Source organism: Bacillus sp. Hm123 (assembly GCF_051842975.2).
Taxonomy (GTDB): Bacteria; Bacillota; Bacilli; order Bacillales; family Domibacillaceae; genus Bacillus_CE.
In genome coordinates, this window is the sequence record NZ_CM200277.1 from 1,291,492 (window position 1) to 1,313,743 (window position 22,252).

A 22,252-nucleotide genomic window follows, 5' to 3' on the forward strand; every position below is an offset into this window, starting at 1 on the left:
TTATGGTCAAAATAGCACCGTCGATTTTATCCGCTGACTTTTCCCGGTTGGGAGAGGAAATAAAAGATGTAGAAATGGGAGGAGCTGACATTATTCACGTCGATGTGATGGATGGTCATTTCGTTCCGAATATTACGATCGGACCGCTTATTGTTGATGCTATTCGCCCGACTACGAAGCTACCACTTGATGTTCACTTAATGATCGAGAACCCAGATCAATATATTGAAGCGTTTGCTAAAGCAGGGGCTGATTATATTACTGTTCATGTGGAGGCATGCCCTCATCTTCATCGCACGATTCAATTGATTTGTTCTCATGGGGTCAAAGCAGGAGTCGTGCTTAATCCAGCAACGCCTGCTCATATGATTGAACATATTTTAGAAGACATCGATATGGTGCTACTTATGACGGTGAATCCTGGATTTGGGGGACAATCGTTCATTCACTCCGTCGTTCCGAAAATCCGTCAAGTGAAACAAATGATTGACGAGAAAGGATTGGACGTTGAAATTGAAATTGATGGCGGCGTCAACGTCGAAACAGCGAAGCTTTGCACAGAAGCAGGAGCGAGCATTTTAGTGGCTGGTTCTGCTGTTTATAATAAGGAAGATCGCAAACAAGCAATTGAGGAGATTAGAGCAGCTGCTGACTGATGTGAGCAACTGTTTAAAAAGAGAGGAGCCGTTTCATTCGGTTCCTTTTTTCGTACGGAGGAGGCTTTCATATGAGAATTGCTGTAGTTGCCGGTGGGCCAGAAAGAGAACTGGCGGATTTACAAAGCTATTATACAGAAGATACCGTCTTTGTAGGAGTGGATCGCGGGACGATCTATTTATTAGAAAGAGGCATTACGCCGAAAGTGGCGATTGGTGATTTTGATTCCATTACCGAAGCGGAGTGGCAAACGATTGAATCCAGTATGGAACAAGCGTGTATTCAACGCTTTCCTGCTGAAAAGGATGAAACAGACTTAGAGCTAGCTATTGTATGGGCGTTGAAGCAGCAGCCGGAGTCGATCATAATTTTTGGTGCGACAGGTGGAAGACTCGATCATTTCTTCGGTACGATTAGCTTGCTTATGAATAAAGAGATCCTAACAGCGACAACAAAAATAGAGCTAGTAGATAAACAAAATTGTGTATCTCTTTATGGACCAGGTACATATACTGTGTTTGGAGATATCGGAAAGCCATACTTTTCTTTTTTTGCGATTACGCATGAGGTGACTAATTTTACATTACAGGGATTTAAGTATCCGCTAAGCAACCATACCGTTCAGCCAGGTTCAACCTTGTACGTTAGCAATGAGCTAGACCAAGAAAGTGGTACTTTTTCTTTTGCTTCTGGCATACTTATGGTGATAAGAAGCTCTGATGGTTGAAGTTCTATATTGGAGGGGTGGCACTCATGAAATTTTATACCATTAAATTACCTAAGTTTTTAGGTGGGATCGTTCGTGCGATGCTTGGAACATTCAAAAAGTGAAGTCGTCCAACGCTAAGAATAGATGAATGGGGTAGAATAGAAAAAAACCAGCTGCATGCAGCTGGTTTTTTTCATTGAAAAGTATTATACACGCTCAACTTTTCCGGATTTTAATGCTCTTGCAGAAACCCAAACACGTTTAGGTTTTCCATCTACTAGAATGCGAACTTTTTGAAGGTTAGCACCCCAAGTACGCTTATTAGCGTTCATAGCGTGGGAACGAGCGTTGCCGGAACGAGCTTTACGACCAGAAACAACACATTTTTTTGGCATATTATTCACTCCTCACCATTGAAGCTGAAAAAATTTGTTTCAACACTTCGTTATATTCTAAAAGATACTTTAATAATTTACCACACAACTTTTTTGAATGCAATAGTTCTTCGCAAGTCTTTCAAGAAAAAAACCTTGACATCATATCCTATCCTTTGGAATGATAGAGAATGGTGATAGCATTGCTTTTAAAAAAGCAGCAAGTATAGTAAAATAGAATTAGCTTATCGACATTTATAAGGGGGGTTCACATTGGCTATTGAGCTTAAAACAAAGTATGGGCAAATTGATATCTCAAATGATGTGATTGCTATGATTGCTGGCGGAGCTGCGGTAGATTGTTATGGCATCGTTGGAATGGCATCTAAAAATCAAATTAAAGATGGAATTACGGACATATTGCGCCGAGAAAATTTCACTCGTGGTGTCATCGTACGTCAAGAAGAAGATCAAGTAAACATCGATATGTATATTATTGTTAGCTATGGAACGAAAATTTCTGAAGTGGCGAACAATGTTCAATCAAAAGTGAAGTATACGCTCGATCAAACAGTTGGACTAGCTGTTGACTCAGTTAATATTTTTGTTCAAGGAGTTCGAGTGACGAACTCGTAGTGTGAGGAGGAAAGATTTGTGTCAATTACTTCGTTAGATGGGAAAAAATTTGCCGACATGGTAAAAATGGGAGCTAATCATCTGTCAGTGAATGCTGATATGGTAGATGCGCTCAACGTTTTCCCTGTTCCTGATGGTGATACAGGGACAAATATGAATTTATCAATGACTTCTGGAGCAAAGGAAGTTCAACAACAGTCAAGTGAGCATTTTGGACAAACAGCTGCTGCATTATCTAAAGGTTTACTAATGGGAGCTCGCGGTAACTCAGGTGTGATTTTGTCGCAATTGTTCCGAGGGTTCTCCAAAGCAATTGAACAACTATCTGTCGTTGATAGTAAGCAATTGGCTGCTGCGTTTGAAGCGGGTGTCCAAACCGCGTATAAAGCGGTGATGAAGCCGGTAGAAGGAACGATTTTAACCGTTGCGAAAGATGCTGCCAAAAAAGCGGTAGCGGTAGCGAAGAAACAAAAAGATATTATTGTAGTGATGGAAGCTTTAGTGGAAGAAGGTAGAGCTTCATTAGAACGTACCCCTGAATTTCTCCCTGTATTGAAAGAAGTAGGTGTTGTCGACAGTGGAGGTCAGGGACTTTTACTTGTTTATGAAGGGTTTCTTGCCGCTTTAACAGGAGAAACCTTACCTGATAGTCCAGGTCTTGCTCCTAATATGGAAGAGTTAGTGAATGCTCAGCATCATCAAAGTGTTCAAGGATTTATGAATACAGTGGATATTGAGTTTGGCTATTGTACGGAGTTTATGGTCCGCTTTGAAGACGAAAAAGTAGCTAAGCATCCATTTTCGGAAGAGAAGTTCAGAGCAGATTTAAGCGTGTATGGTGACTCACTTCTTGTCATTTCAGATGATGAAATTGCCAAGGTTCATATCCATTCAGAACAACCTGGAGAAGTACTGTCTTACGGGCAACAATACGGTAGCTTAATTAGCATGAAAATCGAAAACATGCGAGAGCAACATAGCAATATTGTCGGTGGGGACACACCGAAACAGCCAGAGGTTAAGAAGTCGGAAGTGCAGCAAGAATATGCAGTTGTGACAGTAGCTATGGGTGAGGGTATTTCACAATTGCTGCAAAGCATCGGTGCTTCAACGGTGATTGAAGGCGGACAAACGATGAATCCTAGCACGGAAGATATCGTTAAAGCGATCGAAGAAGCAAATGCTAAAAAAGTGATTATTTTACCTAACAATAAAAATATTGTAATGGCAGCTGAACAAGCGGCTGAAGTCGTTGGTGTTGATGCAATGGTTGTTCCATCTAAAACAGTTCCTCAAGGAATGGCGGCATTGCTTGCTTTCAATCCTGAAGCAACGTTGGAAGAAAATAAAGCGGCAATGACGGAAGTTCTCTCTCATGTGAAGACGGGGCAAATCACTTTTGCTGTTCGTGATACGAATATTGATGGAGTTGAAATTGCCAAAGATGACTTTATGGGGTTAGCTGATGGGAAAATTGTGTTAACGAATCCAAATAAAGTCGAAGCGGCGAAAGAATTACTTCAGCATTTAATTGATGAAGAATCTGAAATTGTAACGATTATTTATGGAGAAGATATTGATTCGAATGAAGTAGAAGAAGTATCTTTGTTTATAGAGGAGAATTTTGAAGAGGTGGAAGTAGAAGTTCATAACGGAAAACAACCACTGTATTCTTTCATTTTCTCAGTTGAATAAAAAAGAAGGGGAATTCCTCTTCTTTTTTATTTGTGCATTTTTTTCTTACGTATACTAAAATATAGTTATTAACGTATGTAAAGTAATCTAATGACCAGAGGGGGCGGCATCATGAAATATAAAAGCGTGTTTGATATTATTGGGCCAATTATGATTGGGCCTTCCAGCTCACATACAGCTGGTGCAGCGAAAATCGGTCGTTTAGCTAGAACTTTATTTGGGAGAGAACCGAAGTGGGCGGTTGTTTCTTTTTATGGCTCCTTCGCACAAACGTATAAAGGTCATGCGACGGATGTTGCAATTATTGGTGGGCTGCTTGATTTTGATACATTTGACGAACGAATTATCGATGCGATAAAGATTGCGGAGAGTAGAGGAATAAGCATTCAATTTATTGAAGAAGTGGCTGTTCCCACTCATCCAAATACAGCAAAAGTGCGCATTGGCGATGAAGCAGGTGAAATGGAGCTTGTCGGCATTTCCATCGGTGGTGGCAAAATTGAAGTGACGGAACTAAACGGATTTGAGTTAAAGCTTTCTGGTCAGCACCCGGCGATCTTAGTTGTTCATAATGACCGTTTTGGCGCGATTGCGACGGTTTCCAATGAATTAGCTAAACATGAAATTAACATTGGTCATATGGAGGTTTCTCGTAAAGCGAAGGGTGAAATGGCATTGATGATTATCGAAGTGGATCAGACTATCGATGATGATGTGATTCAAGCAATCGAGCATTTGCCTAATGTCATTCAAGTCGCACGAATTGCTGATTAGTTGAATGAAGTAGGAAAATCGACAGGGTTTATTTAAATGATCACCAGAAGAACAGGAGGGAACAAAATGTTTAAATCAGCAGCAGAACTCGTCAATATGGCCAATGAGCAACAGAAAAAGATTTCAGATATTATGATCGAACAAGAAATGACCATTACCGGTAAAGCATTTGATGAAGTCGTGTCTTTGATGGAGAGAAATTTAGATGTGATGGAGCAAGCAGTAAATAGAGGACTAAGTGGTGTCAAGTCCCTTTCTGGATTAACGGGTGGAGATGCTGTTTTACTGCAAGACTATATTGCTAAAGGTCAGACATTATCAGGCCCACTATTATTAGACGCTGTCAGTAAAGCGGTTGCGACAAATGAAGTGAACGCCGCAATGGGAACGATATGTGCGACTCCGACAGCCGGCAGTGCAGGTGTTGTACCGGGGACGTTATTTGCGATTCAAGACAAGTTAAATCCTTCGAAGGAAGAGAAGGTTCGCTTTTTGTTCACGGCTGGTGCCTTTGGATTTATTGTTGCCAATAATGCTTCCATTTCTGGAGCGGCGGGTGGCTGTCAAGCAGAGGTAGGGTCTGCATCGGGAATGGCGGCAGCCGCTATTGTAGAAATGGCTGGTGGGACGCCTGCGCAAAGTGCGGAGGCGATGGCGATTACGTTGAAAAATATGCTCGGGCTTGTTTGTGATCCTGTGGCTGGATTAGTGGAAGTTCCTTGTGTGAAAAGGAATGCCATGGGAGCGGCTAATGCTCTTGTTGCCGCTGATATGGCTCTTGCTGGTGTGACGAGTCGAATTCCGTGCGATGAAGTCATTGATGCTATGTACAAAATTGGGCAAACGATGCCTACTGCTTTAAGAGAAACAGCAGGTGGAGGATTAGCTGCAACACCGACCGGGCGCAAGTTGGAGGAACAAATTTATGGATCAACAACCGAAAGTACAAGTCAATGATTCCCCCTTGTTACAACAAACGAATAATTTAAAAGGGGTCGGGAAGGAAACGGCCGCCTCTTTAAAAGAGCTTGGTATAGACACGATTCACGATTTATTGTCTTACTTTCCTTACCGCTATGAAGATTATCGTTTAAAGGATTTAGCGGAAGTCGCTCATGATGAACGTGTGACAGTAGAAGGAAAAGTTCATAGCGTCCCGTCACTAATGTTTTATTCGAAGAAAAAATCACGTTTAACATTTAAATTGCTTGTAGGTCGTTATTTAGTTAGTGCCGTTTTTTTTAATCAGCCGTATTTAAAAAATAAAATAAACATTAATGAGACGGTAACCATTACAGGGAAGTGGGATAAAAACCGGCAAACGATCACCGCTCAGCAATTAGATCTTGGCCCTCATCAAAGGCAGGGCGATTTTGAAGCGGTGTATTCACTGAAAGGAGTCGTGTCTCCTAAATTATTTCGTAAATATATTGGACTGGCGTTGTCGCAATATGGAGATTTAATTGAAGAAACGTTGCCGGCTCGTTTTTTACAGCAATATAAACTATTACCTGTCCGCGATGCTTTACGTGCGCTCCATCTTCCGGCAAATGGAGAAGAGATGAAGCAAGCTAGACGGAGGTTTGTGTATGAGGAGTTTTTAGCCTTTCAATTGAAAATGCAAGCTCTTCGCAAGTTTGAAAGGGAACATTCGAATGGCATGAAGCAAAATTATGACGTTCATCAGTTAAAGCAATTTATTGATTCGTTGCCTTTTACAATGACGAACGCTCAAAAACGGGTGATCAATGATATTTGCGCCGATTTAAAATCTCCTTATCGAATGAATCGCCTTCTTCAAGGGGATGTAGGTAGTGGCAAGACAGCAGTGGCGGCTGTTGCTTTATATGCAAGTGTAACGGCGGGATATCAAGGGGCGCTAATGGTGCCGACGGAAATATTGGCGGAACAGCATGCCAGCTCTTTAAGTGAAATGTTCGAGCCGATGGGTCTTTCGCTCGCTCTTTTAACGAGCTCGGTGAAAGGGAAACGTAGAAAAGAGCTATTAGCTCGACTTGAAGCAGGAGAAATTGATATTGTTGTTGGTACGCATGCGTTAATTCAAGACGATGTTCATTTTCATCGTCTTGGGCTCGTGATTACCGATGAACAACATCGCTTCGGTGTGAATCAGCGGAGAGTGTTAAGAGAAAAAGGAGAGAGACCGGATGTGTTGTTTATGACGGCTACTCCGATTCCTAGAACGCTAGCTATCACTGTTTTTGGCGAGATGGATGTGTCGATTATTGATGAAATGCCTGCGGGGCGAAAAGCGATTGAAACGTATTGGGCAAAAGAAGAAATGCTTGAGCGTGTGCTCGGCTTTATGGAAAAAGAATTAGTAAAAGGTCGACAAGCTTATGTGATTTGTCCGTTAATCGAAGAGTCAGAGAAAATGGACCTGCAAAACGCTTTAGATGTCCATTCACAGCTCGTTCATTATTGCCATGACCGTTTTCAAGTCGGTTTAATGCATGGGCGACTGCCTGCTGAAGAAAAAGATCAGGTGATGAAAGCTTTTTCAGACAATCAGATTCAAGTGCTCGTTTCGACAACAGTCGTAGAGGTGGGGGTTAATGTACCTAATGCGACGATGATGGTCATTTATGATGCAGAGAGATTTGGATTGTCGCAACTACATCAGCTCCGAGGTCGTGTCGGTCGGGGGAGTGAGCAATCGTATTGTATTTTACTCGCTAACCCGAAAACAGAAGTGGGTCAAGAGCGGATGAAGATTATGACAGAAACGAATGATGGGTTTGTATTAAGTGAAAAAGATCTGGAGCTTCGCGGGCCAGGAGATTTCTTTGGGAAAAAACAAAGCGGCTTGCCGGAATTTAAAGTGGCTGATATGGTGCACGATTATCGTACGTTAGAGGTTGCTAGAGAAGATGCAAAAACGTTAATCGAATCGGAAGAATTTTGGCAGAAAGAAGAGTTTGTTAAGCTTCGGGAATCGCTTCATCAATCCGGTGTTCTGTCAGGAGAAAAGCTAGATTAATTGTGAATGCAAGATTTTCCTTGCATTCTGTTTTTTTTGCTTTTATACTACTGTTAGTACCTAGTCCTAATATCGGATGGTGTAATATAATGAGACGTTCAAAAAAAGAGAGACAAGCACAATTACAAGAAACAATTACTAACAATCCATTTATCACAGATGAAGAGCTAGCAGATCGCTTCGGCGTGAGTGTGCAGACGATTCGTCTAGATCGAATGGAATTATCGATACCAGAATTGCGTGAAAGAATTAAACATGTAGCAGAAAAACAATTAGCCGATGAAGTTCGCTCATTGCCAATCGAAGAAGTGATTGGTGATGTAATTGATATTGAGTTAGATAAAAACGCCATCTCCATTTTTGATGTGCAGAAAGAGCATGTCTTTACGAGAAATGGGATTGCACGAGGGCATCACTTGTTTGCACAAGCTAATTCGCTCGCTGTAGCGGTCATTAACGATGAACTCGCATTGACAGCAAAAGCGAATATTCATTTTAAACGTTCCGTTCGTGAAGGGGAACGAGTAGTAGCAAAAGCGAAAGTGATCGATGTGAATGTAGAAAAGGAAAGAACGATCGTTGAAGTACATAGTTATGTTGGTCATGAATTAGTGTTTCAAGGAGATTTCATGATGTATCGTTCCAATATATGAGTAAAGGATGAAACAAAATGAAAATAGCGGTAGATGCGATGGGCGGAGATCATGCGCCAAAGGAGATTATTTTAGGTACGAATCGAGCGTTAGAAGAACTCCAAGATCTCGAAGTATTGATTTTTGGTGATGAAGAGAAAATAAAGCCGCTCTTAACTCCAACGAGTCGCGCAACCATTATTCATTCCGAAGAAGTCATTTCGGGAACGGATGAACCCGTTCGCGCTGTACGTCGCAAAAAGAAAGCATCTATGGTGATGATGGCTCAAGCTGTTGCGGATGGCGAGGCAGCTGCTTGCGTATCAGCAGGGAACACGGGAGCATTGATGGCGGCTGGTTTATTTATCGTCGGGCGAATTGACGGTATTCAGCGTCCTGCCTTAGCACCGACTTTACCAACGATTGATGGCCGTGGCTTTGTGATGCTAGACCTTGGAGCCAACTCGGATGCGAAACCAGAACATTTAGTGCAATATGCGCTTATGGGTTCAATCTATGCCGAGAAAGTTAGAGGTATTGAAAAGCCTAAAGTAGGTCTGTTAAATATCGGTACCGAAGAGAAAAAAGGGAATGAATTAACGAAGGAAGCATTCGGATTGCTAAAACAGCAAACGAATATTCATTTTATCGGCAATGTAGAATCTAGAGATTTATTGAATGGCGTAGCTGATGTCGTCGTTACAGATGGCTTTACCGGTAATATGGTTCTTAAAACGTTAGAAGGTACAGCAATTTCGATCTTCTCAATGTTAAAGTCTTCTTTAACCTCTTCATTGAAGGCAAAGATCGGTGCAGGCTTACTGAAATCTGAGCTATATGGATTGAAAAATAAAATGGACTACACGGAGTATGGTGGTGCTGGATTATTCGGTTTAAAAGCGCCGGTCATTAAAGCTCATGGTTCATCGAATGAGAATGCGTTTTATAACGCGTTAAAGCAAGCGTATACGATGGCACAAGCAAACGTGCCAGCGAAGATTCAAGAGGCGGCGAATCTTTTAGTAGATGATGAAAAATAAGGGGGTAACAAGATGGGGAAAATAGCATTTGTATTTCCAGGTCAAGGATCACAAGTGGTCGGTATGGGGCAATCACTAGCGGATCAATATGAAGATATTCGACAATTATTTGTGAAGGCAGATGAGAGGCTAGGCTTCTCCTTAAGCGACATTATCTTTCATGGCCCTCAAGAACAGCTAACGTTGACGATGAATGCCCAGCCTGCTTTATTAGCTACTAGTATGGCGGTATTACAGCGTTTTGCTAAAGAAGGAATTGTGGCTGATTATGTCGCAGGCCATAGTTTAGGAGAGTATACAGCTTTAACAGCAGCTGGTGCTTTATCGTTTGAGGATGCTGTGTATGCCGTTCATAAGCGCGGTCAATTTATGGAACAGGCAGTACCAGCGGGCGAAGGAACGATGGCGGCTGTATTAGGAATGGAGAGAGGCTTGTTACAGCAAGTAGTAGATGAAGTAACAGCTAATGGACATGCGGTTGGCCTTGCTAATTTAAATTGTCCTGGTCAAATTGTCATCTCCGGAACAAAAACGGGAGTGGAACAAGCTTCTGGGCTAGCGAAAGAAAAAGGAGCGAAGCGTGTTCTGCCGTTAAATGTGAGCGGGCCATTCCATTCCTCTTTAATGAAGCCAGCAACGAAACAGCTTGAGGAAGTATTGAATGAAATTGCGCTATCTGATAGCCAAGTACCCGTGATGGTGAACGTCGATGCGAAAGTCGTTCAACAGGCAGATGAAATTAAGCAAAAGCTACTGCAACAGCTATATTCTCCTGTGTTGTGGGAAGATAGTGTCGAAGCGTTAATGGCAGAAGGTGTAGATACATTTATCGAAATTGGTCCAGGGAAAGTACTTTCTGGCCTGATTAAAAAAATTAATCGCCAAGTGCGCACGTTTGCGGTTCAAGATGAAGAGTCGATTCAGACAGTAGTAGCACAATTAAAGGAGGCCTCTCAATGAAGTTAGTAGGAAAATCAGCTTTAGTAACAGGTGCTTCTCGCGGCATTGGTCGAGAAATTGCACTTGAACTTGCTCGTCAAGGCGCGGATGTAGTTGTGAACTATTCCGGTAGTGAAGCGAAAGCGAATGAAGTGGTAGAGGAAATTAAAGCGCTCGGTCGTCAAGCGATAGCGGTTCAGTGTAATGTGTCAAATGCTGAATCTGTGCAAGAGATGGTGAATGAAACGATCGAAACATTTGAGAAAATAGATATCCTCATCAATAATGCCGGCATTACGAGAGATAACTTGCTGATGCGTATGAAAGAGCAGGAGTGGGATGATGTCATTGATATCAATCTTAAAGGTGTATTCCTTTGTACAAAGGCTGTTACTCGCCCGATGATGAAGCAAAGAAGTGGTCGTATCGTGAACATCGCTTCGATCGTAGGAGTTAGTGGAAATGCAGGTCAAGCCAATTATGTAGCGGCTAAAGCAGGAGTCATTGGCTTAACGAAAACGACAGCGAAAGAGCTAGCGACAAGAGGGATTACGGTCAATGCAATCGCTCCAGGCTTTATTACGACAGATATGACCAATGCTTTGCCAGAAGAGGCGAAGCAGGCGATGCTAAGTCAAATCCCGCTTGCTCGCTTTGGTGAACCAGCAGATATTGCAAAAACAGTTGTCTTTTTAGCATCGGAAGATTCAAAGTATATGACGGGCCAAACATTACAAATTGATGGCGGCATGGTCATGTAAGAGAAATTTTATTTAATCTTGACGAGAATTCGTCTATAATGACTTGAGGGGAGGTGAACGAGCATGGCAGACGTATTAGAGCGTGTAACGAAAATTATCGTAGATCGTCTTGGAGTAGAAGAATCTCAAGTGAAATTAGAGGCTTCTTTCAAGGAAGATCTTGGTGCAGATTCTTTAGATGTAGTTGAACTTGTAATGGAATTAGAAGATGAGTTCGATATGGAAATTTCTGATGATGATGCAGAGAAAATTGCGACAGTGGGTGACGCTGTGAATTACATAAACAGCAAAAACTAAGTCGTTTAAAAGATGTAGGCTCCGTTATCTAAACGGAGCTTTCTTCTTTTGCGATTTTTTTCATTTTCGACTAAACTGTCTTTGAGTGTAAATTTGTTATATAGAGAGGGAAGTCTCATGAGGAAAGCAAATAAAGAATATCGAAAACCATCACATAGAAAAGACGAATCCTTTAAACGGTTGCAGCAAAAACTAGGTATTCAATTTCATGACGAAAGTTTATTAAAGCAAGCATTTACCCATTCATCCTATGTGAATGAGCATCGGAAAAAACCATACGAAGATAATGAGCGGTTAGAGTTTTTAGGAGATGCGGTGTTAGAATTAACCGTTTCCCAATTTTTATTTAAAAAATACTCGTTATTGACAGAAGGTGATTTAACGAAATTAAGAGCAGCCATCGTTTGTGAACCTTCTCTTGTGACATTTGCTAATGAGTTACAATTTGGCGAAGTGGTGTTGCTTGGAAAGGGAGAGGAAATGACAGGTGGTCGGATGAGACCAGCTCTTTTAGCTGATGTATTTGAAGCGTTCATTGGTGCGCTGTATTTAGATCAAGGAATGGAGCAGGTCATTTCATTTTTAGAAGCGGTCGTTTTCCCGAAAATTAATTCCGGTGCTTTTTCTCATATGATGGATTACAAAAGTCAGTTGCAGGAGTTCGTGCAGCGACAAACGAAAGGTCAGCTTGAATATCGCATTCTTGAAGAAAAAGGACCTGCACATAGCAAGGAGTTCGTTGCTCAAGTTGCGCTTAATGATGAAGTGCTTGGAAGTGGCCAAGGGAAATCGAAGAAGGAAGCGGAACAATATGCTGCTCAAATGGCTTTAGCAGCGTTGCAACATAAAGAATAGAAAGTAGGAAAGACATATGTTCCTGAAAAGATTAGAGATATTAGGCTTTAAGTCTTTTGCCGAGCGAATCTCTGTCGATTTTGTTGATGGGGTTACCGCAGTAGTAGGCCCAAATGGATCTGGAAAAAGCAATATTACAGACGCAGTTCGCTGGGTGTTAGGAGAACAATCAGCTAAAAGTTTGCGCGGTGGAAAAATGGAGGACGTTATTTTCGCAGGGAGTGATACTCGCAAAGCGCTCAATTTCGCTGAAGTGACGCTCACTTTAAATAACGAAAAGCAAGTTCTTCCCATTGATTATAATGAAGTGAATGTGACAAGACGAGTGTATCGATCAGGAGATAGTGAATATTTCATTAATAAACAATCTTGCCGCTTGAAAGATATTGTCGAATTATTTATGGACTCTGGCCTTGGGAAAGAAGCCTTTTCGATCATCGGGCAAGGAAAAGTAGAAGAAATATTAAACAGTAAGCCAGAGGATCGACGGGCGATTTTTGAAGAAGCAGCTGGAGTGCTGAAGTATAAAGTGCGCAAGCGGAAAGCGGAGCAAAAGCTGACTGAAACGCAGGAGAACTTAAATCGTGTCCAAGATATTTTATACGAGCTTGAAAGCCAAGTAGAGCCGTTGCGGATTCAAGCTTCCATGGCGAAAGATTATCTCGAAAAGAAGGAGGAGCTCATATCCTATGATATCGCCTCCATCGTTTATGAAATTGATCAACTTCATGCAGAGTGGCAAAAGCTGAAGGAAAGCTTTTCATTGCATCAACAGCAAGAAATGCAGCTATCGGCTAATTTGCAAAAGAAAGAAGCTGAAACAGCGGCGTTGCGGGATCAAATTACAGCGATCGATGAATCGGTCAATGATTTGCAAAATGTTTTGTTAGTGGCTAGCGAGGAACTTGAAAAGCTAGAAGGTCGTAAGCAAGTGCTCAAAGAACGCAAGAAAAACGCCGCTCAAAATGAAGGCCAGCTAGCTGATTATATGAAAGAAACGAAAGCGAAGATAACAGAGCTTTCACAGCTAGCTGAAGAATTGACACAACAGGTTGAAGCAGATCAGCTAGAAGAGGAACAATTACGCTGTCAGCTTAGCGAAAAACAGCAAGAACTGCAAACCTTGTCGAAAGATTTAGAAACAGAGATCGAGTCATTAAAAGCGGACTACATCGAAGGACTAAATGAGCAGGCCTCGGCTAAAAATGAGCTGCACAATTTAACGCAACAAATAGAACAGCTGACTCGTCGTCGCTCAAGAGTCGATGCAGAAAACGAAAAGCAAGTAGCTGAAAGACAACAAATTGAAACGAACAAACAACAAATTGAAGAAAAGTTAGCTAGTGCTCAAAGAGAGCTTACTTTACATGTAGAAGCATTTCGTAGCGGGCAACAAACGTTAGAAGCATTGAAGTTGAAATATACAAAACAAGAATCGAACTTATATCAAGCTTATAAAATTTTGCAAGAAGCCAAGTCAAGGAAAGAAATGCTTGAATCGTTAGAAGAGGATTATTCCGGCTTTTTTCAAGGAGTTAAAGAAATATTAAAAGCTAGAAGCCATACACTTTCAGGGATTGAAGGGGCAATAGCTGAAGTGATTGACGTGCCCAAACAGTATGAAACAGCGATTGAAATCGCCCTCGGTAATAGTATGCAGCATATTATTACGAAAGATGAAGCATCTGCTCGAACAGCGATTACTTATTTAAAAAAGAATCGTTATGGTCGTGCGACTTTCTTACCTTTAACGGCAATGAAAGAAAAAACTTTCCCGGCAGCCACTCTCGCTCAGTTGCAAACCGATCCTCGCTTTATCGGGATTGCTTCCGATTTAATCCAATATGATGAACGATACAAGCGAGCGATGACAAGCGTATTAGGGCTTGTCATTATTTCAAAGGACTTAGCAGCTGCAAATGAACTCGCTAAAATGCTCGGTTATCGTTATCGGATCGTTACTCTAGAAGGGGATGTTGTCAACCCTGGAGGTTCAATGACTGGTGGAGCTATTCAACAAAAAACAAATTCGTTATTAACTCGTAAAAACGAATTAGAAGATTTAAAGAAGAAGCTCGCTTCTATGGAAGACAAAACAGCTAAGGTCGAGCGTGAAGTAAAGAAATTGAAAGAAACGATCGTAAAAAATGAAAGTCTATTAGAGGAAATGCGGTCCAAAGGCGAACAATTGCGAGTGGCAGAACAGCAATGGAAAAATGAGCTACTTGAATGGCAATTTTCTTACCAAACGATTAATGACCGTCTCTCACTATACGATAGGGAGAAAAAAGAGTTTCAAGAAGAAAAAGAACAGCTAGCTAGTCGCTGTCAATCAGTGGAAGGAAAATTAGCTAGAAAGCAAAAAGAAATAGAAGCATTAAACGTTGAAATTACAAGCCTGACAGAGAAGAAGCAAAAAGAAAGCTCACTAAAAGAGTCTTTAATGCAGTCGATCAGTGACATGAAATCGATGTTTGCTGTCAAGAAAGAACAGTTAAAGACAGGTCAAACTCGGTTAGCGCAAGTACAAAGAGAACTGGACGAGGCGACAAAGAAATATCAGCAATGGCAAGAAGAGCTCCATTGGCTGAAAAACGAAATGTCTTCTAGTCATCAAGGGGAAGAAGAGCTTGAACAAGCGGCACATATCAAGCAAAGAGATAAAGAACAAACCGTTAAGTTAATTTCCTTGCGTAGAGAAGAGCGTTTAGAGAAACAGCAAAAACTAGAAGATGAAGAACTAGAATTAAAAGAGCTTAGAAGACTTCATAAAGCGATGAGCGAAGCGATTCAAGATGAAGAAGTAAAAATCAATCGTCTCGATGTCGAAATGGAAAATCGCTTAGAGCAATTGCGTAAAGATTATTCGATGTCCTATGATTATGCTAAAGAAACGTATCCGTTGCCGTTTTCTATAGAGGAAGTCCGCAAAAAAGTGAAATTGATTAAGCTGGCAATTGAGGAGCTTGGCAACGTCAATATCGGCGCCATTGATGAATATGAACGTGTGTATGAGCGATATACGTTTCTTGAGGAGCAGCGGGTAGACTTGCAAGAAGCGAAAGATACACTCGTTCAAGTGATTGAAGAAATGGACGTAGAGATGACAAAAAGATTTAAAGAGACATTTCAAGCGATCAGCTCGCACTTTTTACCGGTATTTCAGGCGCTATTTGGTGGAGGCAGAGCTGAATTAAAGCTGACAGAGCCGAACGATTTATTGAATACAGGCGTGGATATTGTTGCGCAGCCTCCAGGTAAAAAACTGCAAAACTTAAGCTTGTTATCTGGTGGGGAACGAGCGCTTACAGCAATCGCTTTATTATTCTCGATTTTAAAAGTGCGCCCCGTTCCGTTTTGTGTGCTTGATGAGGTTGAAGCAGCATTGGATGAGGCAAACGTTCATCGTTTTAGCAAGTATTTAAAGCAGTTTAGTGAGGAAACACAATTCATCGTCATTACCCACCGCAAGGGCACGATGGAAGAAGCGGATGTACTATATGGAGTGACGATGGAGGAATCAGGTGTCTCTCGATTAGTATCTGTTCGAATGGAAGACACACCACAAATACAGGAGGAAATCGTGAAATGAGTTTCTTTAAAAAATTAAAAGAGAAATTTACAACTACAACTGATCAAGCAACCGAAAAATTTAAGACAGGATTGACGAAAACGCGAGATAATTTTTCTAATAAAGTGAATGACTTAGTGGCTCGCTATCGCAAAATTGATGAGGACTTCTTTGAGGAATTAGAAGAGATTCTAATTGGGGCGGATGTCGGCTTTGACATCGTGATGGAGCTAATAGAACAGCTTAAATTTGAAGTGAAGCGTCGCAATACGCAAGACCCAGCGGAAGTTCAAGATATTATTACAGAGAAACTAGTAGAGATTTATCAAGCGGGTGAAGATACACTAAATGAAATGAATCTTCAAGAGAATGATTTAACCGTTATTTTATTTGTCGGTGTCAATGGTGTAGGGAAAACGACAACGATCGGAAAGCTTGCTCATAAGTATAAATCAGAAGGCAAAAAAGTCCTTCTTGCTGCTGGAGATACATTCCGTGCCGGCGCGATTGATCAATTAGAAGTGTGGGGCGAAAGAACAGGCGTGGACGTCATTAAGCAAGGGGAGGGGTCAGACCCGGCCGCTGTGATGTATGATGCTGTTCGTGCGGCTAAATCGAGAAATGTAGATATTTTACTTTGTGATACCGCGGGACGCTTGCAAAATAAAGTCAACTTAATGAATGAGTTAGAAAAAGTGAAGCGAGTTATTGAACGTGAAATTCCAGGAGCTCCGCATGAGGTATTGATCGTGCTTGATGCAACGACAGGACAAAATGCGATGGTTCAAGCGAAAACATTTAAAGAAGCAACGGACGTATCTGGTATCGTATTAACAAAGCTAGATGGAACAGCAAAGGGTGGAATTGTTCTTGCGATTCGAAAAGAATTAGACATTCCAGTGAAGTTCGTTGGCTTAGGAGAGAAGATGGATGACCTTCAGCCATTCGATGCTGAAAAATATGTTTATGGCTTATTCTCAGGCTTGAAGATGGAGAAAGAAGAGGAATAAGTGCTTTCCGCTTTTTGGTGGATCAGCTCCAAGCGCTAGCGACTAGTGAACTTCCGCCCTCCTCCTTGCGATAAGTCAACATCGATTCACTACGTTCATCGTGTTTCCTTTATCTCGATCGGATCGTTCCAGTCCATACGTCGCTGGGCAGCACCTTCCGCTTTTCGGTGTTGTCTAGCTGCAGCGCCTAGCCCCTCTAGGTCACAAGTCAATCCGTCCAAAAGGTTAAAGAGCAACCTTTCAGCCGGCTCGTCTTGTGCTTGTCGGGGCTGAACAAGGCGTTTCCGCTTTTCGATGTTGTAAAGGTTTTTTCTTGACATTGGTTTTGTTTGTGGGTAAAATAGTTGAGTGTAAAGGTTTTTGACTTAACAAAGGAGGGCTCTGTGTGCTTGAGAAGACGACGAGAATGAATTATTTGTATGATTTTTATCAATCGTTGTTAACTGAAAAGCAACGTAGCTATATGTCCCTCTATTATTTGGATGATTTCTCTCTCGGTGAAATTGCGGAAGAGTATGGAGTGAGCCGCCAAGCGGTTTATGATAATATTAAACGCACGGAAGCGATGCTAGAGGAATATGAAAGTAAATTGTTTTTATTTAAAAAATTTCAAGAGCGCACGAAGCTGTTGCAGAAGTTGAAAGAAATCGCTTCTGACGAACAATGGTCGATCGTTGAAGCGCTCGAGAAGTTAGATTAGGAGGCGGCACAGATGGCATTTGAAGGATTAGCCGACCGACTGCAAAATACGATGCAAAAAATCCGAGGCAAAGGAAAGGTAACAGAAGCGGATGTAAAGGAAATGATGCGTGAAGTGCGTCTTGCCCTTTTAGAAGCGGATGTTAACTTCAAAGTTGTCAAGGATTTTGTGAAAAAAGTCAGTGAGCGCTCCGTCGGTCAAGAAGTCATGAAAAGCTTAACTCCCGGCCAGCAGGTCATTAAAGTAGTTAAGGAAGAATTGACAGAGTTGATGGGGGGAGAGCAAAGTCAAATTGCGGTAGCTAAGCGCCCTCCAACAGTCATTATGATGGTTGGTTTGCAAGGTGCTGGTAAAACAACGACGACGGGAAAGCTGGCGAATTTGCTTCGTAAACGCTATAATCGCAAACCGCTATTAGTTGCTGCCGATATTTATCGACCAGCTGCTATTAAGCAGTTGGAAACTCTCGGAAAGCAATTAAATATGCCCGTGTTCTCATTAGGCGATCAAGTGAATCCTGTAGAAATTGCCAAACAAGCAATTGAAAAAGCGAAAGCTGATCACCATGACTATGTCTTGATTGATACAGCCGGACGTCTTCATGTTGATGAAAACTTAATGGATGAACTAAAGCAAATTAAAGAGCTAACGAATCCTGATGAAATCTTCCTTGTCGTTGATGCAATGACGGGTCAAGATGCTGTCAATGTAGCTCAAAGTTTTAACGATCAACTGGGAGTAACAGGTGTCGTTTTAACGAAGCTTGACGGTGATACGCGTGGAGGGGCTGCTTTATCCATTCGTGCCGTCACTGATAAGCCGATCAAGTTTGCCGGAATGGGTGAAAAGCTAGATGCGTTAGAACCGTTTCACCCGGAACGAATGGCTTCTCGAATTCTAGGCATGGGGGATGTGCTCACCTTAATTGAAAAAGCACAAACCAATGTCGATGAAGAGAAAGCGAAAGAGTTAGAACAGAAAATGAGAACGATGTCGTTCACATTTGATGACTTCCTTGATCAATTAGGTCAAGTTCGTTCGATGGGACCTTTAGATGAAGTTCTTAAAATGCTTCCAGGAGCGAACAAAATTAAAGGCTTGAATAATATTCAAGTCGATGAGAAACAAATTGGTCATATTGAAGCGATTATCCGCTCGATGACGAAAGAAGAAAAGCAACATCCAGAAATCATCAGCGCAGGTCGCAAAAAACGAATTGCTAAAGGGAGCGGTACATCCATTCAGGAAGTCAATCGCCTCTTAAAGCAATTTGAAGAAATGAAAAAAATGATGAAACAAATGTCTGGTATGCAACAAAAAGGCAAGAAAAAAGGCATGCCATTCAAATTTCCATTCATGTAAAGAAAAAACCCTTTACAAACAATAGTGTTATTTGCTATTATACTATCTTGTGTAAAACTATTCGGAGGTGCTTTAAAAATGGCAGTAAAAATTCGTTTAAAACGCATGGGTGCAAAAAAATCCCCATTCTATCGTATCGTAGTAGCAGATTCTCGTTCTCCTCGTGATGGACGTCAAATCGAAACAATTGGAACATACAACCCAGTTGTTCAACCAGCTGAAGTAAAAATCAACGAAGAGCTTGCTCTTAAATGGCTTCAAGACGGTGCGAAACCATCTGATACGGTTCGTAACCTTTTCTCTAACGAAGGCATCATGGAAAAATTCCATAACGCTAAATTAGGCAAATAATTTCAAACTGTAGGCAGTAAACATCAATTAGGGAGGAGAAAACCTCCCTTTTTGTGTATATAATTATAAATTCTTCCCTAAAATGAATGGGAGGCTCTAATCATGTACATTTTACAAACGGTAGTCGTAAAACAGGTATTAACTGAAAAGATGAAGCGCCAGCTGCTCCTTTCATATGAAGAGCAAAAGAATCAGCTCCAAAGAGAATATGAACAGCTTCGCTTCGAGCAAAAGAAGGCGGAGAAGAAGTATAAACATATCAGAAAAGAAAGTGCTGAGTTGTATGAAAAGGAAATGCAAAAGCGTTTAGAGAAGATACAAAATATCGAATTTCAGATAAACCAGCTAAGTCTATTACCGCTTGGAAGTGAACTAAAGGAACGAGAACTGCAAACGATGACGGAGATCCAAGTAGGCGATCGCTGGAGCGACATCGAAAAGGAGAAAACAATCGTAATTAAAGATGGCATAATCATTGATATTCGATAGAGGTGAAACACAAGGTGGAAAAATGGTTTAATGTTGGAAAGATAGTGAACACTCATGGAGTCCAAGGAGAAATAAGAGTGATTTCACGAACAGATTTTCCAGATGAAAGATATAAGGTAGGCAATGTTCTTTACTTGTTTATGTCAGAGGAAACAGAAGGGAAGCCTGTCATTATTACTTCTCACCGTAAGCATAAAAATTTTGACTTGCTGACGTTAGAAGGGTTTCACAACATTAATCAAGTAGAGCCGTTAAAAGGTGCTCTATTAAAAATTAAAGAAAGTCAGCTCGGTGAGTTACCAGAGGGAGAATATTACTTTCATGAAATCGTCGGTTGTACTGTGGAAACGATCGATGGTGAAGAAGTCGGTAAAGTGAAGGAGATTTTAACACCGGGTGCCAATGATGTGTGGGTCGTTAAAAGGGAAAAAGGAAAAGATCAATATATCCCTTATATCGAACAAATTGTCAAAAAGGTAGATATAAAGGAGAAAGTGATCATTATTGAGCCAATGGAAGGGCTTTTATCATGATGAATATTGATGTCTTATCACTTTTTCCGGAAATGTTTGAAGGTGTTTTTCATTCTTCGATGTTAAAAAAAGCATCTGAGAAGGGAAAGGTTCAATACAACGTCGTGAATTTCCGTGAGTTCGCTGAAGGGAAGCATCATACAGTTGATGATTATCCGTACGGTGGAGGAGCAGGGATGGTGTTGAAGCCGCAGCCGGTCTTTGATGCGGTTGCTCATTTGAAAGAGCAAGCATCCTCCTCTCAACCTCGAATTATATTAATGTGTCCGCAAGGAGAGCGATACACGCAGCAAAAAGCGGAGGAGCTCGCTAAAGAAGAGCATTTAATTTTTATTTGCGGTCACTATGAAGGCTATGATGAGAGAATTAGAGAGCAACTTGTTACCGATGAAATTTCGATCGGTGATTACGTTTTAACGGGGGGAGAGCTCGGTGCGATGGTCGTTGTGGATAGCGTCGTTCGCTTGCTACCTGATGTGTTAGGTAATGAAGACTCGCCTGTATTAGACTCTTTTTCATCCGGCTTGCTTGAGCACCCTCAGTATACAAGACCAGCCGATTTTCGAGGACTTAAGGTTCCGGATGTTCTCCTGTCAGGCAATCATCGACTCATTGAGGAATGGCGCGACCAGCAATCGTTAAGACGTACATGGGAGCGGCGACCAGACCTATTGGAAAACTACTCGTTAACAGACCAGCAATTAACTTGGATAAAAGAATGGAATCAGCAAAAAAAATCTTGATTTATTCGTTTGATTTTGATAGAATTTACAAGTGGTTTGTAGCGGATGCTACAGCCCATTAAAACGGTGTTCCGCTGGGGTAAATAAAGCCGATAAGAGCATCTGTTAGAAGGAGAGGAATATAATGCAAAAATTAATTCAAGAACTTACTCAAGAACAACTTCGTTCAGATTTACCATCTTTCCGTCCTGGAGATACAGTTCGCGTACACGTGAAAGTTATCGAGGGTACTCGTGAGCGTATTCAGGTATTCGAAGGTGTAGTAATCAAGCGTCGTGGTGGCGGAATTAGCGAAACATTCACTGTTCGCAAAATTTCTTACGGTGTTGGTGTGGAACGTACATTCCCACTTCACACGCCAAAAATCGCTCAAATCGAAGTGACTCGTCGCGGTAAAGTTCGTCGTGCGAAACTTTACTACTTACGTAACCTTCGTGGTAAAGCTGCTCGTATTAAAGAAATTCGATAATAAGATTTGCAGAAGGAGCTTGGAAACAAGCTCCTTTTTCAATCCCATTACTTTTCTTTATCTGTTTTTACATGATATGATTGTAATATAAAAAATAGGTGGTGGTTATTTTGGCGAAGGAAAAGAACGAGTTTTGGGAATGGACGAAAGCTTTTTTAATTGCAATCGGACTTGCAGCTATCATTCGATATTTTATTATTGCACCGATCGTTGTAGATGGAGAGTCGATGATGCCAACTTTACATAACGGAGATTGGATGATTGTCAATAAAATTGGTGGTCCAGAACGATTCGATATTGTTGTCTTTCATGCTCCTGAAAACAAAGACTATATTAAACGAGTCATCGGGCTTCCAGGGGACACGGTCGAATATAAAGACGATAAACTATACGTTAACGGTAAATACTACGAAGAGCCTTATTTAGATGAATATAAGAAGCAAGAGCCAGGCCCGCTCACCCCTGATTTTACTTTAGAAGAAATCACAGGGCGTAAAACGGTGCCAGAAGGCGAAATCTTTGTTCTTGGTGACAACCGTCTCTATAGTAAAGATGGACGACATATTGGAACGGTAAGTATGGATGAGGTCGTCGGAGATACAAATGTTGTTTTCTGGCCTTTAGGAAGCATGCGCTTAGTCGATTAAATGAAAC

26 protein-coding genes are annotated in these 22,252 nt (G+C 41.4%); 24 read left to right on the forward strand and 2 right to left on the reverse strand.

Translation table 11 applies throughout. From position 1 onward, the window contains the following. The first annotated feature begins 2 nt into the window (after positions 1-2). The 3 genes from rpe to spoVM all read left to right on the forward strand — a co-directional run bounded on the left by rpe (position 3) and on the right by spoVM (position 1,488). Positions 3-656 carry a ribulose-phosphate 3-epimerase gene (gene rpe / locus ACSVDJ_RS06735; RefSeq protein ID WP_439169274.1) on the forward strand — a complete coding sequence of 218 codons (654 nt, stop codon included), beginning with the start codon at positions 3-5 and terminating at the stop codon, positions 654-656. Between the two features lie 71 nt (positions 657-727). Continuing rightward, complete coding sequence (locus tag ACSVDJ_RS06740) at positions 728-1,384, forward strand: thiamine diphosphokinase (protein ID WP_439169273.1); 657 nt, start codon at positions 728-730, stop codon at positions 1,382-1,384. A 26-nt stretch (positions 1,385-1,410) separates the two neighbouring features. Continuing rightward, on the forward strand, positions 1,411-1,488 hold the full coding sequence (spoVM, locus tag ACSVDJ_RS06745) for a stage V sporulation protein SpoVM (protein WP_094833887.1): 78 nt from the start codon (positions 1,411-1,413) through the stop codon (positions 1,486-1,488). A gap of 84 nt (positions 1,489-1,572) precedes the next feature. Here spoVM and rpmB read toward each other — a convergent pair whose 3' ends face one another. Then, on the reverse strand, positions 1,573-1,761 hold the full coding sequence (gene rpmB / locus ACSVDJ_RS06750; protein WP_094833853.1) for a 50S ribosomal protein L28: 189 nt from the start codon (positions 1,759-1,761) through the stop codon (positions 1,573-1,575). Positions 1,762-2,013: 252 nt separating this feature from the next. On the opposite strand from rpmB, the gene ACSVDJ_RS06755 reads away from it, so the two are divergent. The 13 genes from ACSVDJ_RS06755 (at position 2,014) to ftsY (ending at position 16,951) form a co-directional block, all read left to right on the forward strand. Next, positions 2,014-2,376, forward strand: coding sequence for an Asp23/Gls24 family envelope stress response protein (locus ACSVDJ_RS06755; protein WP_094835676.1), 363 nt, complete (start codon positions 2,014-2,016; stop codon positions 2,374-2,376). Positions 2,377-2,394: 18 nt separating this feature from the next. After that, on the forward strand, positions 2,395-4,071 hold the full coding sequence (fakA, locus tag ACSVDJ_RS06760; protein ID WP_439169271.1) for a fatty acid kinase ATP-binding subunit FakA: 1,677 nt from the start codon (positions 2,395-2,397) through the stop codon (positions 4,069-4,071). Positions 4,072-4,182: 111 nt separating this feature from the next. Continuing rightward, positions 4,183-4,845 (forward strand): L-serine ammonia-lyase, iron-sulfur-dependent subunit beta, encoded by a 663-nt coding sequence (sdaAB, locus tag ACSVDJ_RS06765; RefSeq protein WP_439169269.1) that lies wholly within the window; start codon positions 4,183-4,185, stop codon positions 4,843-4,845. A gap of 66 nt (positions 4,846-4,911) precedes the next feature. After that, positions 4,912-5,802 carry an L-serine ammonia-lyase, iron-sulfur-dependent, subunit alpha gene (sdaAA, locus tag ACSVDJ_RS06770; RefSeq protein ID WP_439169268.1) on the forward strand — a complete coding sequence of 297 codons (891 nt, stop codon included), beginning with the start codon at positions 4,912-4,914 and terminating at the stop codon, positions 5,800-5,802. After that, on the forward strand, positions 5,771-7,846 hold the full coding sequence (gene recG / locus ACSVDJ_RS06775; RefSeq protein WP_439169267.1) for an ATP-dependent DNA helicase RecG: 2,076 nt from the start codon (positions 5,771-5,773) through the stop codon (positions 7,844-7,846). The genes sdaAA and recG overlap by 32 nt, the downstream gene beginning before the upstream one ends. A gap of 89 nt (positions 7,847-7,935) precedes the next feature. Further along, positions 7,936-8,499: a transcription factor FapR gene (fapR, locus tag ACSVDJ_RS06780; protein ID WP_439169265.1), complete on the forward strand. Its 564-nt coding sequence runs from the start codon at positions 7,936-7,938 to the stop codon at positions 8,497-8,499. A gap of 17 nt (positions 8,500-8,516) precedes the next feature. Next, the gene (gene plsX, locus ACSVDJ_RS06785) at positions 8,517-9,518 is read left to right on the forward strand and encodes a phosphate acyltransferase PlsX (protein WP_439169264.1); all 1,002 of its coding nucleotides are present in this window, start codon (positions 8,517-8,519) and stop codon (positions 9,516-9,518) included. 12 nt (positions 9,519-9,530) lie between these two features. Further along, positions 9,531-10,478 (forward strand): ACP S-malonyltransferase, encoded by a 948-nt coding sequence (fabD, locus tag ACSVDJ_RS06790; RefSeq protein WP_439169263.1) that lies wholly within the window; start codon positions 9,531-9,533, stop codon positions 10,476-10,478. After that, positions 10,475-11,218, forward strand: a complete 744-nt coding sequence (gene fabG / locus ACSVDJ_RS06795; RefSeq protein ID WP_439169262.1) for a 3-oxoacyl-[acyl-carrier-protein] reductase — start codon at positions 10,475-10,477, stop codon at positions 11,216-11,218. Before fabD ends, fabG begins: the two co-directional genes overlap by 4 nt. 63 nt (positions 11,219-11,281) lie before the next feature. Further along, on the forward strand, positions 11,282-11,515 hold the full coding sequence (gene acpP, locus ACSVDJ_RS06800; RefSeq protein WP_094835667.1) for an acyl carrier protein: 234 nt from the start codon (positions 11,282-11,284) through the stop codon (positions 11,513-11,515). Positions 11,516-11,632: 117 nt separating this feature from the next. Further along, positions 11,633-12,370, forward strand: coding sequence for a ribonuclease III (gene rnc / locus ACSVDJ_RS06805; RefSeq protein ID WP_439169261.1), 738 nt, complete (start codon positions 11,633-11,635; stop codon positions 12,368-12,370). A 16-nt stretch (positions 12,371-12,386) separates the two neighbouring features. Then, the gene (smc, locus tag ACSVDJ_RS06810; RefSeq protein WP_439169260.1) at positions 12,387-15,962 is read left to right on the forward strand and encodes a chromosome segregation protein SMC; all 3,576 of its coding nucleotides are present in this window, start codon (positions 12,387-12,389) and stop codon (positions 15,960-15,962) included. Next, positions 15,959-16,951 (forward strand): signal recognition particle-docking protein FtsY, encoded by a 993-nt coding sequence (ftsY, locus tag ACSVDJ_RS06815; protein WP_439169259.1) that lies wholly within the window; start codon positions 15,959-15,961, stop codon positions 16,949-16,951. Before smc ends, ftsY begins: the two co-directional genes overlap by 4 nt. Positions 16,952-17,046: 95 nt before the next feature. Here the strand turns inward: ftsY and ACSVDJ_RS06820 are convergent, their stop codons facing one another. Next, positions 17,047-17,271, reverse strand: a complete 225-nt coding sequence (locus tag ACSVDJ_RS06820) for a hypothetical protein (RefSeq protein ID WP_439169258.1) — start codon at positions 17,269-17,271, stop codon at positions 17,047-17,049. A gap of 65 nt (positions 17,272-17,336) precedes the next feature. On the opposite strand from ACSVDJ_RS06820, the gene ACSVDJ_RS06825 reads away from it, so the two are divergent. The 8 genes from ACSVDJ_RS06825 (at position 17,337) to lepB (ending at position 22,245) form a co-directional block, all read left to right on the forward strand. Further along, the gene (locus ACSVDJ_RS06825) at positions 17,337-17,651 is read left to right on the forward strand and encodes a putative DNA-binding protein (RefSeq protein WP_439169256.1); all 315 of its coding nucleotides are present in this window, start codon (positions 17,337-17,339) and stop codon (positions 17,649-17,651) included. A 12-nt stretch (positions 17,652-17,663) separates the two neighbouring features. Then, complete coding sequence (gene ffh, locus ACSVDJ_RS06830) at positions 17,664-19,013, forward strand: signal recognition particle protein (protein WP_439169255.1); 1,350 nt, start codon at positions 17,664-17,666, stop codon at positions 19,011-19,013. A gap of 78 nt (positions 19,014-19,091) precedes the next feature. Beyond that, positions 19,092-19,364 carry a 30S ribosomal protein S16 gene (gene rpsP / locus ACSVDJ_RS06835; protein ID WP_094835661.1) on the forward strand — a complete coding sequence of 91 codons (273 nt, stop codon included), beginning with the start codon at positions 19,092-19,094 and terminating at the stop codon, positions 19,362-19,364. A 102-nt stretch (positions 19,365-19,466) separates the two neighbouring features. Next, the gene (locus tag ACSVDJ_RS06840; protein ID WP_439169254.1) at positions 19,467-19,853 is read left to right on the forward strand and encodes a YlqD family protein; all 387 of its coding nucleotides are present in this window, start codon (positions 19,467-19,469) and stop codon (positions 19,851-19,853) included. A gap of 14 nt (positions 19,854-19,867) precedes the next feature. Beyond that, the gene (rimM, locus tag ACSVDJ_RS06845; RefSeq protein ID WP_439169253.1) at positions 19,868-20,386 is read left to right on the forward strand and encodes a ribosome maturation factor RimM; all 519 of its coding nucleotides are present in this window, start codon (positions 19,868-19,870) and stop codon (positions 20,384-20,386) included. Next, positions 20,386-21,129 (forward strand): tRNA (guanosine(37)-N1)-methyltransferase TrmD, encoded by a 744-nt coding sequence (gene trmD / locus ACSVDJ_RS06850; RefSeq protein ID WP_439169318.1) that lies wholly within the window; start codon positions 20,386-20,388, stop codon positions 21,127-21,129. The genes rimM and trmD overlap by 1 nt, the downstream gene beginning before the upstream one ends. A 124-nt stretch (positions 21,130-21,253) precedes the next feature. Beyond that, positions 21,254-21,598 (forward strand): 50S ribosomal protein L19, encoded by a 345-nt coding sequence (gene rplS / locus ACSVDJ_RS06855; RefSeq protein WP_439169251.1) that lies wholly within the window; start codon positions 21,254-21,256, stop codon positions 21,596-21,598. A gap of 110 nt (positions 21,599-21,708) precedes the next feature. Further along, positions 21,709-22,245 carry a signal peptidase I gene (lepB, locus tag ACSVDJ_RS06860; protein WP_439169250.1) on the forward strand — a complete coding sequence of 179 codons (537 nt, stop codon included), beginning with the start codon at positions 21,709-21,711 and terminating at the stop codon, positions 22,243-22,245. Positions 22,246-22,252: the final 7 nt, after the last annotated feature.

Bases quoted from the DNA above. Each gene is read 5' to 3' on its own strand.
- rpmB (WP_094833853.1), bottom strand. From the start codon at position 1,761: ATGCCAAAAAAATGTGTTGTTTCTGGTCGTAAAGCTCGTTCCGGCAAC.
- fabG (WP_439169262.1), top strand. From the start codon at position 10,475: ATGAAGTTAGTAGGAAAATCAGCTTTAGTAACAGGTGCTTCTCGCGGC.
- fapR (WP_439169265.1), top strand. From the start codon at position 7,936: ATGAGACGTTCAAAAAAAGAGAGACAAGCACAATTACAAGAAACAATT.
- ftsY (WP_439169259.1), top strand. From the start codon at position 15,959: ATGAGTTTCTTTAAAAAATTAAAAGAGAAATTTACAACTACAACTGAT.
- rpe (WP_439169274.1), top strand. From the start codon at position 3: ATGGTCAAAATAGCACCGTCGATTTTATCCGCTGACTTTTCCCGGTTG.
- plsX (WP_439169264.1), top strand. From the start codon at position 8,517: ATGAAAATAGCGGTAGATGCGATGGGCGGAGATCATGCGCCAAAGGAG.
- rpsP (WP_094835661.1), top strand. From the start codon at position 19,092: ATGGCAGTAAAAATTCGTTTAAAACGCATGGGTGCAAAAAAATCCCCA.
- trmD (WP_439169318.1), top strand. From the start codon at position 20,386: ATGAATATTGATGTCTTATCACTTTTTCCGGAAATGTTTGAAGGTGTT.
- smc (WP_439169260.1), top strand. From the start codon at position 12,387: ATGTTCCTGAAAAGATTAGAGATATTAGGCTTTAAGTCTTTTGCCGAG.
- spoVM (WP_094833887.1), top strand. From the start codon at position 1,411: ATGAAATTTTATACCATTAAATTACCTAAGTTTTTAGGTGGGATCGTT.
- acpP (WP_094835667.1), top strand. From the start codon at position 11,282: ATGGCAGACGTATTAGAGCGTGTAACGAAAATTATCGTAGATCGTCTT.
- recG (WP_439169267.1), top strand. From the start codon at position 5,771: ATGGATCAACAACCGAAAGTACAAGTCAATGATTCCCCCTTGTTACAA.
- sdaAB (WP_439169269.1), top strand. From the start codon at position 4,183: ATGAAATATAAAAGCGTGTTTGATATTATTGGGCCAATTATGATTGGG.
- ACSVDJ_RS06840 (WP_439169254.1), top strand. From the start codon at position 19,467: ATGTACATTTTACAAACGGTAGTCGTAAAACAGGTATTAACTGAAAAG.
- ACSVDJ_RS06820 (WP_439169258.1), bottom strand. From the start codon at position 17,271: ATGTCAAGAAAAAACCTTTACAACATCGAAAAGCGGAAACGCCTTGTT.
- ffh (WP_439169255.1), top strand. From the start codon at position 17,664: ATGGCATTTGAAGGATTAGCCGACCGACTGCAAAATACGATGCAAAAA.
- rplS (WP_439169251.1), top strand. From the start codon at position 21,254: ATGCAAAAATTAATTCAAGAACTTACTCAAGAACAACTTCGTTCAGAT.
- rnc (WP_439169261.1), top strand. From the start codon at position 11,633: ATGAGGAAAGCAAATAAAGAATATCGAAAACCATCACATAGAAAAGAC.
- sdaAA (WP_439169268.1), top strand. From the start codon at position 4,912: ATGTTTAAATCAGCAGCAGAACTCGTCAATATGGCCAATGAGCAACAG.
- fabD (WP_439169263.1), top strand. From the start codon at position 9,531: ATGGGGAAAATAGCATTTGTATTTCCAGGTCAAGGATCACAAGTGGTC.
- ACSVDJ_RS06740 (WP_439169273.1), top strand. From the start codon at position 728: ATGAGAATTGCTGTAGTTGCCGGTGGGCCAGAAAGAGAACTGGCGGAT.